The sequence below is a fragment of the Gimesia algae genome (assembly GCF_007746795.1).
In the GTDB taxonomy this organism is placed as follows: Bacteria; Planctomycetota; Planctomycetia; order Planctomycetales; family Planctomycetaceae; genus Gimesia; species Gimesia algae.
In genome coordinates this window covers 6436319-6451966 of record NZ_CP036343.1, presented here as the reverse complement: position 1 = coordinate 6451966, position 15648 = coordinate 6436319, and the positions used below count along the sequence as shown (strand labels likewise).

Annotated in this window: 14 protein-coding genes; 1 reads left to right on the top strand and 13 read right to left on the bottom strand. The window is 53.0% G+C overall.

From position 1 onward, the window contains the following. Positions 1–2: 2 nt before the first annotated feature. The 9 genes from Pan161_RS24155 to Pan161_RS24115 all read right to left on the bottom strand — a co-directional run bounded on the left by Pan161_RS24155 (position 3) and on the right by Pan161_RS24115 (position 10599). The gene (locus Pan161_RS24155) at positions 3–1730 is read right to left on the bottom strand and encodes a CocE/NonD family hydrolase (protein ID WP_145231303.1); all 1728 of its coding nucleotides are present in this window, start codon (positions 1728–1730) and stop codon (positions 3–5) included. Between the two features lie 122 nt (positions 1731–1852). After that, positions 1853–2341: a GNAT family N-acetyltransferase gene (locus Pan161_RS24150; RefSeq protein WP_145231302.1), complete on the bottom strand. Its 489-nt coding sequence runs from the start codon at positions 2339–2341 to the stop codon at positions 1853–1855. Between the two features lie 110 nt (positions 2342–2451). Next, on the bottom strand, positions 2452–2922 hold the full coding sequence (locus Pan161_RS24145; RefSeq protein WP_145231301.1) for a GNAT family N-acetyltransferase: 471 nt from the start codon (positions 2920–2922) through the stop codon (positions 2452–2454). Between the two features lie 15 nt (positions 2923–2937). Further along, positions 2938–4263, bottom strand: a complete 1326-nt coding sequence (locus Pan161_RS24140) for a Gfo/Idh/MocA family protein (RefSeq protein WP_145231300.1) — start codon at positions 4261–4263, stop codon at positions 2938–2940. Positions 4264–4524: 261 nt separating this feature from the next. Continuing rightward, complete coding sequence (locus tag Pan161_RS24135; RefSeq protein ID WP_145227022.1) at positions 4525–5892, bottom strand: IS4 family transposase; 1368 nt, start codon at positions 5890–5892, stop codon at positions 4525–4527. A 284-nt stretch (positions 5893–6176) separates the two neighbouring features. Next, positions 6177–7958 (bottom strand): AAA family ATPase, encoded by a 1782-nt coding sequence (locus tag Pan161_RS24130; RefSeq protein WP_145231299.1) that lies wholly within the window; start codon positions 7956–7958, stop codon positions 6177–6179. A 153-nt stretch (positions 7959–8111) separates the two neighbouring features. Further along, positions 8112–9191 carry a sulfite exporter TauE/SafE family protein gene (locus Pan161_RS24125; RefSeq protein WP_145231298.1) on the bottom strand — a complete coding sequence of 360 codons (1080 nt, stop codon included), beginning with the start codon at positions 9189–9191 and terminating at the stop codon, positions 8112–8114. A 57-nt stretch (positions 9192–9248) separates the two neighbouring features. Beyond that, positions 9249–9749, bottom strand: a complete 501-nt coding sequence (locus Pan161_RS24120) for a MarR family winged helix-turn-helix transcriptional regulator (protein ID WP_145231297.1) — start codon at positions 9747–9749, stop codon at positions 9249–9251. 112 nt (positions 9750–9861) lie between these two features. Continuing rightward, the gene (locus Pan161_RS24115) at positions 9862–10599 is read right to left on the bottom strand and encodes a class I SAM-dependent methyltransferase (protein ID WP_145231296.1); all 738 of its coding nucleotides are present in this window, start codon (positions 10597–10599) and stop codon (positions 9862–9864) included. A 267-nt stretch (positions 10600–10866) separates the two neighbouring features. Between Pan161_RS24115 and Pan161_RS24110 the strand changes: the two genes are divergently transcribed. Continuing rightward, positions 10867–12489 (top strand): mechanosensitive ion channel family protein, encoded by a 1623-nt coding sequence (locus Pan161_RS24110; RefSeq protein WP_197995496.1) that lies wholly within the window; start codon positions 10867–10869, stop codon positions 12487–12489. A 24-nt stretch (positions 12490–12513) separates the two neighbouring features. Here the strand turns inward: Pan161_RS24110 and Pan161_RS24105 are convergent, their stop codons facing one another. From Pan161_RS24105 to Pan161_RS24090, 4 genes are all read right to left on the bottom strand, one after another. Next, positions 12514–13545 carry a carbon-nitrogen hydrolase family protein gene (locus tag Pan161_RS24105; RefSeq protein WP_145231295.1) on the bottom strand — a complete coding sequence of 344 codons (1032 nt, stop codon included), beginning with the start codon at positions 13543–13545 and terminating at the stop codon, positions 12514–12516. Between the two features lie 94 nt (positions 13546–13639). Further along, on the bottom strand, positions 13640–14404 hold the full coding sequence (locus Pan161_RS24100; protein ID WP_145231294.1) for a DUF3050 domain-containing protein: 765 nt from the start codon (positions 14402–14404) through the stop codon (positions 13640–13642). Between the two features lie 142 nt (positions 14405–14546). Next, positions 14547–14930, bottom strand: a complete 384-nt coding sequence (locus tag Pan161_RS24095) for a VOC family protein (RefSeq protein WP_145231293.1) — start codon at positions 14928–14930, stop codon at positions 14547–14549. Positions 14931–14977: 47 nt separating this feature from the next. Further along, positions 14978–15532 carry a DUF3239 domain-containing protein gene (locus Pan161_RS24090; protein ID WP_145231292.1) on the bottom strand — a complete coding sequence of 185 codons (555 nt, stop codon included), beginning with the start codon at positions 15530–15532 and terminating at the stop codon, positions 14978–14980. Between the last annotated feature and the right edge of the window lie 116 nt (positions 15533–15648).

Sequence of the window (15648 nt, the reverse complement as noted above, 5' to 3'; positions counted from 1 at the left end):
TATCAATACCCGCAGGGTAGAATAATCCGCGACGACCTGACCGCATCGTGATACACTTTTTCGGTCGCGACTTTCGTCCCCTTCCCGAACGGCCCTTCCCCTGTATTCGGATTCCGGTCGAACAGCGGGAAGTAGGCACCACAGATATCCACGCGCAGTCGATGACCGGCTCCGATCTGGGCGGCGATCGGTCCCAGGTCTACGGTGATTTCGTATTCTTCGCCCGGATGCAGAGCCGTCGGTTTCTGTTCTGAATCGCGGAAACGTCCGCGCAATATTCCGACTGCCAGATTTTGTGCGAATCCGTCCGGGTGGACGTCAATCAGTTTCACCACCCAGTCCGCATCAGGCGTGTCGGCGGAAACATACAGCTTAGCCTCGGCATTACCGGCGAATGTCAAAGGCTCCGTGTATGGTTCCGACGTATAAACCAGCACATCGTTTCGCTTTTCAATCGGCCGTTGATCCACGGGAGCCCAGGTCGCCGCGATCAACGGACGCTTCTCCGTCACCGGGCAGGCAGGCGTGGGATCAGCAGGATCAGCTTTGAAACTGTCAGCAGGTTCGGCAGTGACAGGCGGACAATAGTCGAGCCTGCCATTCCCCGCACCGGTATTCGCGCTCCCTTCGGAATGCAGATAAAAGGCCGTCGGCGTGAAACCCTGGGGCGGCCAGGTCTGTGATTCACGCCAGACGTTGTCGCCCATCGAAAAATATTTCACAGGCACAGCAACAGCAGGTGATTTGGCGGCGTCCGCTTTCAGGTATTGTTCGAACCATTTCAGGTTCTCACCATCCTTGTCGATGACCGCGTTCTCACCAAAATCGACATCGCCCACTTTCGCGCGTCCAATCGAGCCATGATCCCACGGGCCCAGGATCAGTTGCTGGCGCTCGCGCGTTTCCGGATCATGGGCTTCCCGCTGCATCCGCGCGAAGTTGCCCACTGATTCCCGTGAAAAGAAATCGTAATAACCGACAATATGCTGCATCGGCAGTTTCAGATCGACGATATCAGCCGTCAGATCGGTCGGCTTCCAGTAACCGTCATGTTCCGGATGCGTCAACATGCCTTCCAGCCAGAGAATCGACCAGCCGATCTCGTCGTCAATTTCACTCATCGGCAGATGCAGTAATGTGCGTCGCCAGTCATCTGTGACTTCCACCCCTTCCGGCTTCTGTGAATTACCCGACGCCCAGCGGGTGATCAGCGAGAGCCGCATCGCGCCGCCCAGGTACAGATTGCGATAAAAACTGCTGAAGGTTGCCGTCGGTGCAATCGTCACCAGTCCCGGCGGTCGTTCGTTCGCGGCCAGCCACTGCGTCCCACCGACATAGGATGCGCCCCACATGCCGATGCGACCGTTAGACCACGGTTGTTTGCCCAGCCATTCAATCGCGTCATAGCCGTCGCGTCCTTCATTATCGTAGGGGTAGAACACCCCCTCCGACTGAAACTTGCCGCGACAGTCCTGCACGACGGCAACAAAACCGGCCGCCGCAAACCGCTCGGCGACTCTTTTGACGCGGTCCTTATTGTAAGGCGTCCGCATCAGCAGAACCGGCGTCTGTTTGAGACTGGGATCACGATAGACGTCGGTTGCCAGCAGCACGCCATCCCGCATCGGGACCATGACGGTTTCTTTTGTGAAGGCAGACGTTTCCGCGGCTTCCAGCCAGGAAGTGACGAACAGACAGAGACAGACAGCCAGGACGTGCGCGCGTTTCATGGGCAGAGTCTTTCTTGAGCAGGAGTAATCAGTTCGAGATCAGGCAGCTCGCTCTGTTTTTCTTACCAGCTTCGGATCGAAAGTGCAATTCCGAAGTGAATTCTGGTGCGCTTCATCGCGTCTCAGTTCAGCATGAGTTGCAGATAGGTCACATCCAGGACCTTGCCGAATTTCTTTCCGACCTCTTTAAATGTACCCACGACTTCGAATCCCAAACTCTGATTCAGATGCAGGCTGACCTCGTTCCCTTCCGCGACGCCAGCGATCAGTATGTGATAACCCAGGCGGCGTGCCTCTTCAATAATCGCCTGCTTCAACTGCCGCCCAATACCCCGGCCGCGATGTGAGGTTTTGACATAAAACGACGTTTCTGCTGTATCCGCATACGCCCGTCGGGGACGCCATTGGGAAAGACAGGACCAGCCCACGATCTGGTTTTCCACCTCAGCGACAAGAATCGGATGTCGCTCGTCGTGCGATTCAAACCAGGGTAAGCGTTCGTCCCGCGTCATCGGTTCAATATCAAAAGTCGCTGTTGACGTTAATATCGCTTCATTGTAAATCTCGGTCATCGCCTCCAGATCAGATAATACCGCTGGCCGAATTATCATCGCCGCACTGCCTTTTGTGATGAAGTAGCATTTGACAGATCAGCGGTTGCCATAAACCGCCGGAGTTCTCTGCAGTAGAATGACCCCGGGATATTGATTTTGGTTCGCTGTTAAACCAGGCGTTCCAGTTTGACATCATGAACTGCCTGGTACTTCTCGCTGACACACCAGGTCGCTGTCTCTTCGTGAGTGACGCGAAAGCCCAGCTTTTCAAACAGAGGGACATTGCCGGTCTCCCGGATTGTATCCAGCACAACCGCAGGTTGTCCAAGGTTCTTTGCGCGAATGCAGATCCAGTCCAGCAACTGCCGCGCGATGCCTTTGCGTTGGAAATCGGGATGGACGGCCAGGCCGATGACGTGAATATGTTCCGCGTGCAGGTCATATTGAACGGTCGCGACAATCTTGCCATCAATTTCAGCCACCAGTCGCGTGCCGGTCTGAGCGCGTTCCGCCTGGCGGGCCAGCGCAGCGCCTGTGGGCCGATAGATGGACCGCAGTGGTGCAAACGCCGTTTCAAAAACGGTTGTCACTTCCGCAGCATCAGCGGGCGTTGCTTCCCGAATCAGGATGTCATTCATCGAACGTGTAAAGTCCTAACTCGTGAACTCTTCCCAACCCTTGCGGAATTCGGAATGCAGATATGGTTTGGCGCTCTCATTCCCTTTGGCTTTCAGCGTGGACGCATCCCAGTCGAAACCGCCGCCCGCGCGAAAGGCGGTGTTGCCCAGGAGCACCGTTTCCGACAGCGGGCCCGAATAGTCGAAGTTGCAGGTCGCGGGGCCTTCTCCTTTGCAGGCGTCCGTCCATTCTTTGTAGAAACCGGGCGAATCAGGAATGGTTGCTTTGGGCGATTTGAACCCTTCGAAGGAGTCACCGGGGAACAGTTTCAATGAGCCGAACCCGGTCAGCAGCATGCCCTTCGAACCGACAAACAGCGTGTTGGCGCCTTTCAGTTTGAGTCCTTTTTCTTTGAGAATCGCCGGGCCGTTTTTCTGCTGCGACCAGTGCAGTTTTACGGGCCCCCGCTTGTCGTTGGCCGGGAAGTCGAAGCTGGTTAACATTTCGGTCGGCGTCCGCTCGGCATCGATCTTCGGTCCTGAAGCATCCACGCGGGTCGGGTATTTCAGATCGAGGGCCCAATAGGGAATGTCCAGAATATGACAGCCCCAGTTGCCGGTCTCCCCGGTGCCATAATCCCACCAGAAACGCCAGTTGTACGGCGCCAGCGTGCCTTCCCCTTTGGAGTTCACGGCGTAAGGACGAAACTTCGCGGGACCGATCCACAGGTCCCAGTCCAGCGTTTCGGGAACGGGAACCGTTTTGACCGGCTGTGCTGGCATGCCTCTGGTAGAACTGATCCAGCTATAAACTTCACTCACATCGCCAATCGATCCCGATTTGATCAGTTCGACGGCCCGATGCATGTTGGCCAGCGCGTGTCGCTGCATACCCAGCTGAGTTGCCAGGTTGTTCTTAGCAGCGAGCTTTGTCATCTCGCGGACTTCCCAGACCGAATGTGCCATCGGCTTTTCGCAGTACAGATGCTTGCCCATCGTCATCGCGATCATGGAAGGATGGAAGTGCGTATGATCGGGAGTACTCACGATGACCGCGTCAATCTGGTTTTCCATATCATCCAGCATACGGCGGTAGTCGGCGTATTTTTTCGCTTTGGGAAAACGCTCATACGCTTTGCCCGCCCGTTTGTCGTCGACATCACACAGCGCGACAATGTTTTCGGTCTTGCCCACGCCATTCAGATTCGCCACCCCGCGACCCCCAATGCCGATCACCGCAACATTCAGCTTGTCATTCGCAGCAGCACGCGTCGGCTGTGGGGAACTTCCCAGCCAGAGCCCTGCTCCCAGGGCGGCGGTTGTCTGCAGGGCTTCACGACGAGTAATACGTTGGGCGGTCATATGATTTCTCCTGTCAATTGAGTCTCAGGTTGGTGTTTCGCTGGTTTCAGTATAGTCGATCCATGGTCAGAATTTGACTGCAGTTTATTTTTCCGGACCGAAAAAATGCGTTTTAGTTACGTAAGAACGGTTATAAAATGAGTGGGTGTTTATAGTGTGGAAAACAGTAAAGGGGTAAGGCGCCAGTCGGCTTATAATCTTGATCGAAAGATGTTTGAACGTCGTTAACATTTCTGAACCGGGGCGTTAGCCTAATGGCACTTACTTCAGATCAGTGTGTTTCAATTTTTCTGGAGGTTTTTTTCTTTTTTCGAAATGGTCTCTCTTCGAACGTTTGGGGTAGCATTCTCTTTTTACGCTTCGGTTGGCAGCGCGATTCGGAAGTTTATCTTTGGTCGCGTAGAACAGGGCTCGCTCGAAGCATTTACGCCATAATTCAGGCTCAGTGTGCAGGTGTCTTAAGAGAAACGTTTGGAATGTTGTCCAGGTTCGCTTAAAGCTCATCCGCCGTGGAGCAACCTGATTCAGTTCAGCCGCCTGTCTGCGGAATTGACCAACTAAATTGTAGGCAACCACTGACGTATACAGCTCTTTCAAAAACGTGTCTACCTTCTTGGCGCGAATGTTCTCGGTGTCTAATACGACCTTCAAGTTACGAATATCAACTTCGACATTGACCCTTTGATTGTAGAGGTTACTTAAGGTGGCAGCGTCTTGCGGCAGGCTGGTAACGCAATAAAGCGTCAAGGTTTCATTGACGATGATTTCGTGCAAAACAACAGCCAGCGAAGCGTCCCTGGGGAGCCCGGGTTGTGTTCTACGGTTTTTGGGGGTCGGAGTCCACTGGTGTTGATAGGTCTTATGTTTTGGGCTTTGCGATACAAGTTTTGCTTTGGCTCGAAGCGAGTCAAAGTTTAACTTCTTCATACGTAGAAAAAAATCATGCCCCAGGAGTTGTGCCTGGTGAGCAACACCAAAGATCCCAAATCCTGCATCAGCCATGATGATCGATTCGTCTGGCAGGCAGTGCATGCCATTTCGGGCAAGTTCCGTTTCTGAAACCGCTTCAGGTCCATACATGGCCCCCAACTGTGGCAGCAAGGCACAACCACTACTGAGCTCATGAAAAACGGTCAGATTGACAACGGGCCAGACACTTTCGCCGTGCTGATTGGAGGCAGGTGGATATTTCGTTTGTAATTCTTTTTCCGGTGCTAATGTGATCGTGGTTCCATCGAGTAAAAAAATTTGACGACCGTCCAGCAGGGGTTCAGATTGCCCGACGATGGCACGAGTGATTTCATTGGAAAACCATTTCACAACATCCAACGGTAGTTCGCTGCGAGCTCGGCTGTATGCTGCACTGTTGGACGAGAGTGTTCCCTGGCTTAATCGTTTGTTTTCAGGAAGGTAGCCAGGTTGATTTTCAATCAGATGCTTCACCGCTGCTTCGAGTGAAGCATCTGGTTTGAGTCGTTGAAAAATCAGCATCCACAGCACAACGCAGGCGGTATAGATTGCATTGGGTCGCCTGGGATGCAGTTGATCGGCTTGGCGTAAGTCCACCAATTCTTTAAGTTGTTCGAAGGCACGATCGAATTCAAGAATCTGTTCCGGTGATTGTTTCACAGCGTGATTACTCCTGTCAAATTGGCGGCCTATTTTCAAGAATAAAAATCTGCGCAAATCCCATACCAAACGGCAGGGGTAACCAACTTAATTTAAAGTAAGTGCCATTAGGCTAACGCCCTGCGGCTAATTTTTTTCGCCATTAGCCGCAGGGCGTTAGCCCCGGTTGTTTTCCTGTCGGTAATTAACTGCACAGTCTGATATTCAGCTTTCAGAAAGCCCGCTTCAAAGCCAGACTGCACAACCATAGACGTTTCAATACGGGCAACATGGTTCGACCTTTCTTAAGTTTGCGCGGTCGCTTCCTCAGGCTGAATATCGTACCCATTCAGATCGCTCGGGCGTTCGTAGAGTTCAAAGCCGCTTAAGCCGGGGACGGTGTCGGGGTCCAGGTTCCACCACGGGCAGCGGAAGCGAGTGCCGCAGGCATTGCATTTGACGATCTGTCCCAGCAAGGGGAGACTGGCATTTGTCTCATTCTCACAGTGGGGGCAGTTGACCCGCCAGCGGGAATTGCTCAAATCGATAAGGCCGGTCATTCCTGTGATAATGCGAAATGGGAGGTCGACCGCTTCGATGGTCGACAGTGCTTCGCGGGTGATCGGTTCACTGCTCATTGCCAGGCGGTCGGCATGATTGCCCAGCGTGCGTTCGTAGGCGTTACGGACCAGGCGGGCATTCCCGAAATTCTGATCGCGGTCGGTGAAGACCCGGTTGAGCAGGATCGCCAGGTTGCCGCGTGCGGCGGGCGTCAACTGGTACGCATTGGCGTTGCACATCAGCTCGAATATCTGACACAGATCTGAAACGTGATAATCCTCAAACACAATATAACGGCTGAAGCGGCTTTCCAGCCCCGGATTGGATTCGATGAATTCCGCCATCTCGACCGGATAGCCGGCGACGATGACCACCAGACGTTCCCGCAGGTCTTCCATTTTCTTGAGGATCGTGTCGATGGCTTCCTGACCGTAATCCTGGCCACCCGATTTCGCCAGCGTGTAGGCTTCGTCGATGAACAGCACGCCATCGGTGGCTTTCGCGATGACTTCGTTGGTTTTGATCGCCGTCTGACCGATATAACCGCCGACCATGGTCGCCCGGTCAGCTTCGATAAAATTGGGGGTCTTTAAAATCTGATAACCATACAGGATCTTGGCGATAATGCGGGCGACCGTCGTTTTCCCGGTCCCCGGATTTCCCGTGAAGACGAAGTGCAGCGTCTGCGAAGCGACAGGCATCCCCATTTCCTGCCTCTGCTGGCGGATGTTTAGAAAATTGGCCATCCGGGTGACCTCCGCTTTGACCGCATCCAGACCGATCAGCGCGTTGAGTTCCCGCAGCCCCTGTTTTAATGATTCTTCGGGAGTGATCTGACTAGTGGTCTTCTCGGAACCAACTGACTCCTGCGTGCTGCGCTGCTCAGCTTCGGCATCCAGGTCTTGACAGATCGCTGCCTCAATCTCGGACAGGCCCTTGCTCAATTGAGCAAAATAAGTCTGGTCTTCCTTTTGGATCCCGTTGGCATTCAAAATCAGTTTTGCTGTCAGCAGCAGAATTTTACTGTAAGACTGAAATAAAGCAGGAGTTTTTTTGATATCACAGGCAATCATGACCAGCAGTCGAAAGGGTTCAATCACGGCACCGTCATAAATTGCACCTCCGAGCCAGCTGTTGTCTGCTTCCCACTGGATCAGCAGTTTCCGAAATTCTTCTGCATTACAGCCATAGAGATACTGTTTGTAATCTTCCATGAAACTGAAACGATGGAGGGAATACTTCAGCAGTTCCGCGGAGACCAGCAGTTCTGAGTCAGCAACTTCTGAATCAGTGAGAATGCCGTTACGTAATATAGTGAGAACACTGTTGATTGCGGAAGCATTAATCACTGGTTTGAGGAGTGTACCCTCGTCCTGAATCGCTAACTGCAACAGTCCGGTCAGACGTTCTGCCAGTTTACCTGGGCCTGAATATTCCAGAATCTTGTCCAGATTGTCTGAAAGGGCCTCGTAAACATCATTGCACAGGAATTCGAGCATCGATTCCAGCTTCTTCGCATTGCTCATGAATTCGGTTCTCTTCTGATCGTCAACAGGGGGAGTGTCTTTGAACTGTTGCCGTTCATACTACTCGACAAGATTTCATGAGCCAAGTAAGAACTGTGATATCAGAGTGAATTGCGAGGTATTCTGATTTGCCAAAAGACTGAGATTAGAATCTCAGCCAGCGTTTTCTTCACTGGCGAGTTGAACGGCCGGCGTTTCTGGCGCACTTGACTGCAGTGCCGGGAAGGCGTCTTCGTTACGTCCCCAGTGGTAGAGCAGGTGAAAGATTCCGTTGACCGCCAACACACCGGCCACCGCGCAGAACAGGACAAATCCGGAGACGTTTTCATGCGCAATCGTCCAGAAGAACTGCCCGATACACAAGAGGGAAACCAGCAACAGTGTCGGCGTGCGGGGAATCAGATTCACCACCAGCGCACCAAAGGGCGCGCCCAGCGCGACAATCGGGGCGGCGGCCAGCCAGTTGGCATACACTTCCGGGTCCATGTAATACAGACCGGGATTGATGTGCGACAGAATCGCATTCGCCGAAATTCCCACGACCGAGGCAAACGCCATGATGACCACTGACGTCGGAATCGCAATTTTCAGATCCGCGCGATACAGCAGCACCAGCGTCGCATAGACCATCATGTCGATCCCCACGCCGGTCACAGAAGCGACGATGCCACCACTGAAGCCCACCGTCAGTCCCAGCCAGCGGTCGTAGTTCCGCCAGTGATTACTGACTCCCGTCGCTGAAACCAGCTCGCGCATTTTCAGCAGATGCATAATGCCGAAACTGCACCAGACGACGGCAAACGTCAGCTTGACCCACAAGTCCGGTACAAACGGTGCGACGCAGGCGGCTCCCAGGGGCGTACCAATCAATGCACCCACGAGCGCGGGGCGTAACAGTCCCCAGTCGAGTGGACGTCGTGCGGAAAAGATATAGATGGCGGCTGAAACCATGCCGATCGACTGGACCGCCAGTCCGAAGTTGCGTCCCAGGGAACCGGGCATGTCAAACAGCAGCACCAGGACAGGGAACCCCACGGTCCCTCCACCCATGGGAGTGGAACCGGCGATGTAGGAACCCAAAGCCATCGCCAGTGCGATCGGCCAGTGATGCTGAAGAGACTGCCAGCCATCAGTGGCGACAATGATCGTCAGCCAGACCGTATAAAAAGCAAGTAGCCACAGACCAAAGGGCCACAGCATTCGTATTGAATTACGCCACGACTGTTTTTCCATCTCTGCTTCTCTGTCAATTCATACTCTCAGGTCGAAACGGGAGCGCTGCCCGGTCGATCAATCTGATTCCAGCCAGTCACAGCTCGCATCTTCATGCGGTTCCCGGGTGCGTTTCAGCAGTTTGACGAGCTGCTTCTGTTGTGTTGCGCTCAGATGGCCCAACTGACTCTGATGCATCTCGATCACCGCGTCCGCCATTTTTTCCAGCAGAGCCTGTCCTTGCCTGGTGATGGCGATTTCCACGACCCGCCGATTTTCGGGAAGTCGACTGCGTTGAATCAACGAGCGCTTTTCCAGTCGATCCAGCAGACGTGTGGTATCCGGGGCACGCGAAATCAGCCGCCGTCCCAGTTCCATGGTCTGCATCGTGCCCGGAGCGACGGCCTGCAGCAGACGCAGTACATTGTACTGCTGCGCCGAGAGGTCATATTGCACGAACAGGGCTTCTTCGAGGGCCTTCAGGCAGTCGTACGTCCGCCAGAGCTGCAGATAGACTTGCTGTTCCGGCGAGTCAAAGTGCGTCTGTTGTGGTTCGGGTTGGGGGGCGAGTGCAGTCATGGATGAAATTATGGACGTTTCGACAAAGTTTGTCAAGACAACTATTGTCGAGACGCTTTAATAGTGGGGGAACGTTTTGGGGGAGATCGGAGGACAGACTCTTCCCGGAGAGTTACTTCACGCACTCAATAAACGTGATGGGGGAATTACTTAACAGGGGGGACCAGTATTCCGGCGTGTTGTTTGTCAGGCCGTCCGGTGAGAGTTGCGGTGCATGCCAGCGGACCTCGTTAAAGCCAGCTGCGCGGAAGGCGGCTTCGTGGGTGTCGGCGGTCAGGTGATAATTTTCGATGTCAAACGGGCCGTCCTCCAGGTGGAAGGTCCAGGTGATCGGCGTGCCTTCCTGCCAGTCTGTGCTGGCAGACGTTTCAAAACCGAAGTGACGAAACGACGGGCTGCCGGGAAAGTGAAACATCGGGCTGCTGTTGACAGTCACAAACCGGCCTCCCGGCTTCAGAGAATTCGCAATCCCGTTACACATCGACTGCAGCTCCTCACGCGTGCGGGCATAGTTCAACAGATATGCGGCGATTGTCAGATCAAACTGTTCTGCGACAGGCAGTTCCCGGGCATCGCCGACAATGTAATCAATTCCCTGCTGGTTCTGCGCTTCCTGTTTCTGAGCGAGTTCAATCATGCCCTGTGACAAATCGACGCCCATCACGCGTGTGGCGCCACGTTCGCGGATCATGCGTGTATAAAATCCTTCGCCACACGCGACATCCAGAACGGACAGACCCTGTGGATCGCCGGCCAGTTCCAACAGCGTAAAACATTCAATAAATGTGCGCCAGGGCTGCTGTTTAGACCGTTTGTACTGTTCAGTAATGGGATCGTAGTTTGTCGTCATAGAGCGACTGCCTTTAACGGATGAATTTGATATGAAATTCGGTGAAATGCCTCCTTGAGTTACGGAAATATAACGTAAGACTGATAAAATCAGCTACTTGATTTCAAAAGATTTCTGAATAAACTGTGACAACGTTTCCTATCTGCAGGCAGTGAGAGCGCCTTTTGAGAAAATTTTGGATGACTGTCTGTAATGTGCTAATATAAAAATAACTGACCTGTCGGTGCGCTAAGATAAAAATATTCTAATGTGATTCTGGAGTTGATCGTGCGATTTGAAAAGCTGTTGTTGATGCTGGTTGCGTTCTGTTTTGTCCCCTGTATGCCGGTTTTTGCACAAGAAAGTAAAGAGACAGGAGGGGCAAAAGAGGCACAATCGTCTCAACCCGCAAAAGACCTGAAACCGTTTACCACGATCGACCCCACGATTCCACTTGACCAGTTGAAAATTATGGTCAGGCCTCTCACCAAGCAGGAACTGCAGGTTGAAGCCGATGCCTGGTTTAAATTATTGCGCAACAAAGCGCGTCAGATCGCCGCCGCCCGGCTGGGGGTTAAAAAAACCAACGAAGCGATCAGTACCGACGATGATCAGCAGGCCCTCGAATCACTGAAAAAAGCAGAATCCGTTCAGAAGACCGCTGACAAGATGGCGAAGGAAACAGAAGAAGAACTCGTCAAAAAGGCACAGGAAAACCTGGGTGTGGATGTGGCCGTTGATGCCGCTAAACCGGATCAGACCGAGGCCGAAAAGACAACCGCAGAAGAACAGGTTGCCGGCAGTTCGGAAACAGCGGATACTGAAAAGACACCCGCGCCAGAAGTAGACTCAACACCCACCCATACCGCAGAAGTAATGAAAGAACAGTTTCTGGTCAATCTGACGAAACTGCAGGACGAACGGACTGCATTGAGCGATCGGCTGGAAATCGTGCTGACCTCACTCGCACTCAAGGGAGGGGATGTCGAGACCTACCGAAAATATATCGCTGCTGTATCGGGGATTGAACTGGATACCTCTGATGCCAGTGCCACCTGGTCGGGAATCAAAGGCTGGATCATCTCCAAGGAAGGGGGTCAGCGGATGACCTGGAATGTCGGTAAATTTATTGCCACGCTGCTGATCACCTGGCTGGTTGCCCGAATTGGTTCCGGGGTGGTACGCTGGATACTGGAGCGTAAGGTCAGGTTGACACAACTCGCCGAAAATCTGATCAGCAGCACGATTAAGAATATAATTCTTCTCATCGGTTTTGCCGTTGCACTCACGGCGCTGGAAGTTGATGTGACTCCGATTCTCGCAGCCATTGGTGCCACCGGTCTGGTCGTCGGTCTGGCATTACAGGGAACGTTAAGCAACTTTGCCAGCGGCCTGATGATTCTGATCAACCGCCCTTTTGATGTGGGGAACGTGGTGACGGCCGGGGGGATTACCGGAACCGTCAGGCAGATGAACCTGGTTTCCACGACGTTTCGGACGTTTGATAATCAGACGATTCACGTCCCCAACAATTCCATCTGGAATAATGTGATTACCAATATCACGGCGAATAAAGTCAGACGCGTCGACCTGGAATTCAGCATCGGGTACGACGACGATTTCGAACAGGCCGAACAGATTATCAAAGAAGTGCTCGAAGAGAACGAACTGGTTCTGAAAGATCCCGCACCTGTCGTGATCACGCACGCCCTGGCAGATTCCTCCGTGAATATTGTCTGTCGTCCGTGGGCGAAAACAGAAAACTGGTGGGATGTAAAAACTGCGGTCACCCGCGAAGTGAAACGCCGCTTCGACCAGGCTGGTATTTCGATACCGTTTCCTCAGCAGGACATCCATGTTTATTCTGCGGAAACACTCACCGGGAAAAATGCCACGCTGACACACAAGTAAGGTCAGCCTGTCTCGTCTCCCCTGTCAGGAGCGAAAGGTCAGCGTGTCACCCTCAGACGTTTCGTCGTCCTGTGAACCGTGCTCCGTTTGAAACCGGATCGGACGCTGCGCCCTGCGATCTACGGTCAACTGGAAGATATCAAAGCGATTGTAGCCTCCTGCCAGATCGTGGAGCTGTTTGGGTTCGACGCAGCGTGAGAGGTCGATGTCGGCGTAGAGGAGGCCTTCGTCTGCCTGCATGATCTCGCTGATTGGCGTGCCATTCGGGCCGATCGCCACCGAGATACCGCGCGGGCTGCCCTCCAGGATGCGGGCTGAATCGGGATCTCGCTGTTTCAGCAGATCAAAGGCTGACTGATCCAGATAACCGGCGGCGACCAGGTTGAACAGTTTGCCTTCGAATGAATGCGCCCCGGCGCGGATCAGAATCGCATTTTTCAGATCGTAGTTTTCATGGACGGCGGGATCGTGTGAAGGCCAGACCGGCGGATACGTCGACATGTGGACCTGCTCCCCCTGGGCCAGCAGCGTGAACCGGGCCAGCGGATTCGTATTCTCACCACAGATCAGCATGCCCAACCGTCCCAGTCGCGTCGCACAGACTTCCAGGCCCGCGCCATCGCCGGGAGACCAGATCAGCTTTTCGTAGAAGGTCGGCACGATCTTTCTGTGATGACACAGGATATTGCCGTCATCGCCGATCAGCGCGTTGGCATTCCAGATGCAGCCATCGCTGACGGTGGTTCCTTCATTGAAGCCCATCGAGACAAACATTTCACATTCGCGGGCGGTCTCTGCGATCTGAGCCAGTTCGGGACCATCGACTTTGATCGAGTTCGCCGCCAGTTCACAGAACAGATCGTGATTATGTATCGGCGCCTGCAACGCGCACCATACCGGGAAGGCGGGGATATATGTTTCAGGAAACACAATCATCTGCGCCCCGTGGCGGGCGGCTTCACGAATCAGCGAACAGGCTTTTTCGACCGTCGCGTCTTTATTGAGGAACACAGGAGATACGTGAGCCAGAGCCGCTTTGAATGCAGGATAAGTCATGGTGCAATGCCGCAAGAGAAAGAGTTTGTTGACTTATAAAAGTGAAAACAGTCGCAGAATTCGTTTTCGGTAGAGTTCCCGTAATACCTGTATCTCACACCTTCGCCTGAATACTCTCCAGCACGCCATCCCACAAACGCAGTCGCGCTTCCACGGCGGCTTGCGCTGCGGAGATGGCTTCCTGGATTTTCGCAGGGTCATTGTCACACAGCCCGTTAAGCAGTCGCAGTGAGAGCGGTGCGTGGAAGTCGCCGTCCAGTTCGACGTGCCGATTCAGATAGAAGTGAAACACGGGTGCCTGCTGTTCGGTGACGCCGGTCTGCTTCAGGATTGAACGGAACATGCCGGGAATAATATGCTCACGTCCCAACGCGAAGGCCGCAGCGATTTTGTGTGGTGCGCCATCTGCAATGAACTCAAACGTTTTGGTTGTGAACTGACGTGATGGTTCCGGCAGATCGGGATACTGCAGAGCCGCTTCGATTCCCTGCTGATCGACGATCTTGATAAATTCCTTCAGGGTTTGCGTGCTGGCACCGACTTCATTCATCGCCGTCTGATACAGTTCGAAATGACTGGAGAATTCGCCGTCGGCAGTTTCGTCGCATTCTTCTTCCAGCACGATCTCATTGATAAACCGCCGCACGCTCGCATCACCGCGAGGCAGCCACGGCGCACCGGTGGGCGCGATTACGCCCTGCAGGTATTTGACCAGCGACATAAAATCCCACACCGAGTACACATGGTGCTCCATAAACCGCTGCAGATCTTCCAGCGTAGCAATCGCTTCGTAGATCGGGTGCTCTTCCAACTGGCTGGTGAAAGAATCAATAATTTCAGACGTGATTTCTTGAGTCATGGACTTCCATTCCCTGGTTTGCAGAACGTTTCTGAATGGAAGCATGACTGTGCGCGAGAATCATACTTCTTTTCAATACACGGCGATTATAGTCTCCACGGTCTATTCTGGCAGGGGGTGGGAATCATTTTTCAGGAATCAATTACAGATCCCCATACTTCGTCGCCAGCACAATCGTATAGCCATCCGGATCGCGAATCCAGATCTCCCGATGTTGGGCATTGGGATTGACCAGCGGTCCGTCGAGAATTTCCACTCCCAGATCTTTGGCTCGCCGGACGGCGTCTTCAAAATCATCGATCTCAAACCAGAGCAATGTACCGTTACCCTTCAGCGCAGCGGGATTACCCAGAAACGGATGCTCGTCTGTTTCCCACATGTGCAGCTGCAGAATCAGCTTATCCTCATGATTCATCAACTGTTCATATTCGCTGCCGCCATGCCCGCTCTTGACATTCAGTAATCGCTGATACCAGTCACTGCTGGCTTCCACATTATTCACAACAATCATTGGTTGAGCACGCATTCTTCGTCCCCTTTCTTAAGATAATTGCCGCGATCTTGTAATTCAGATCAGACAGGATAGATCCCCGGTTTCATCGGTTGTTTCATTCTTTTAACAGCCCGCATCAAGTCGTCCCACTCTTCTTCATCAATTGCATTAATGGCACGTTTGATTGTTTTGCGATTACCAGTTGCACAATTCACAACAATCGGGTTGATATCGGTCCAGCGCTTTTTGTCGACGAGGTTTGTATTGTGAAATGTGGTGACTGTCGCCAGTTTTGAACCTTTTTTGAACGGTGCACCTGTCGCGCTTTTGATGGGACGTTTGGCGATTTTCAGCATCAGGTAAGGTCTTCCCCCCTGGGCATTCATATCTGCCAGGACGGCTATCAGATTCTTGTCAGGATTCACCACAACAGCCGGCATCAGCGCACCACCGGCGAAGTGCCCCTTCCACGTATAGACGTTCATAAACCCGGCCACCAGCGAGATGCCCACTACAATCCCCCCAAAGGCAGGGTAGACGGTCAGTAAGGCGATGCCCACGATCACTCCTATCGCATAAAACAGAACTTCTCCAGGATAACATTTCAGTAGTACTCGAAAGTCGATTTTGATCATCTTGCAGTCCAGATCTTCGTTATATCAGATATTAAGTAGAGTTCCGCGTTGATTGAGGTTTGTCTCAAACAGCAAGCCCTTGTTTATTACACGGGTAAATATACTTATGTTCTGAG

Excerpts from the sequence above, each read along its gene's own strand:
- Pan161_RS24130 (WP_145231299.1), bottom strand. The coding sequence starts at position 7,958 with ATGAGCAATGCGAAGAAGCTGGAATCGATGCTCGAATTCCTGTGCAAT.
- Pan161_RS24120 (WP_145231297.1), bottom strand. The coding sequence starts at position 9,749 with ATGACTGCACTCGCCCCCCAACCCGAACCACAACAGACGCACTTTGAC.
- Pan161_RS24125 (WP_145231298.1), bottom strand. The coding sequence starts at position 9,191 with ATGGAAAAACAGTCGTGGCGTAATTCAATACGAATGCTGTGGCCCTTT.
- Pan161_RS24115 (WP_145231296.1), bottom strand. The coding sequence starts at position 10,599 with ATGACGACAAACTACGATCCCATTACTGAACAGTACAAACGGTCTAAA.
- Pan161_RS24100 (WP_145231294.1), bottom strand. The coding sequence starts at position 14,404 with ATGACTCAAGAAATCACGTCTGAAATTATTGATTCTTTCACCAGCCAG.
- Pan161_RS24145 (WP_145231301.1), bottom strand. The coding sequence starts at position 2,922 with ATGAATGACATCCTGATTCGGGAAGCAACGCCCGCTGATGCTGCGGAA.
- Pan161_RS24095 (WP_145231293.1), bottom strand. The coding sequence starts at position 14,930 with ATGCGTGCTCAACCAATGATTGTTGTGAATAATGTGGAAGCCAGCAGT.
- Pan161_RS24105 (WP_145231295.1), bottom strand. The coding sequence starts at position 13,545 with ATGACTTATCCTGCATTCAAAGCGGCTCTGGCTCACGTATCTCCTGTG.
- Pan161_RS24090 (WP_145231292.1), bottom strand. The coding sequence starts at position 15,532 with ATGATCAAAATCGACTTTCGAGTACTACTGAAATGTTATCCTGGAGAA.
- Pan161_RS24155 (WP_145231303.1), bottom strand. The coding sequence starts at position 1,730 with ATGAAACGCGCGCACGTCCTGGCTGTCTGTCTCTGTCTGTTCGTCACT.
- Pan161_RS24150 (WP_145231302.1), bottom strand. The coding sequence starts at position 2,341 with ATGATAATTCGGCCAGCGGTATTATCTGATCTGGAGGCGATGACCGAG.
- Pan161_RS24140 (WP_145231300.1), bottom strand. The coding sequence starts at position 4,263 with ATGACCGCCCAACGTATTACTCGTCGTGAAGCCCTGCAGACAACCGCC.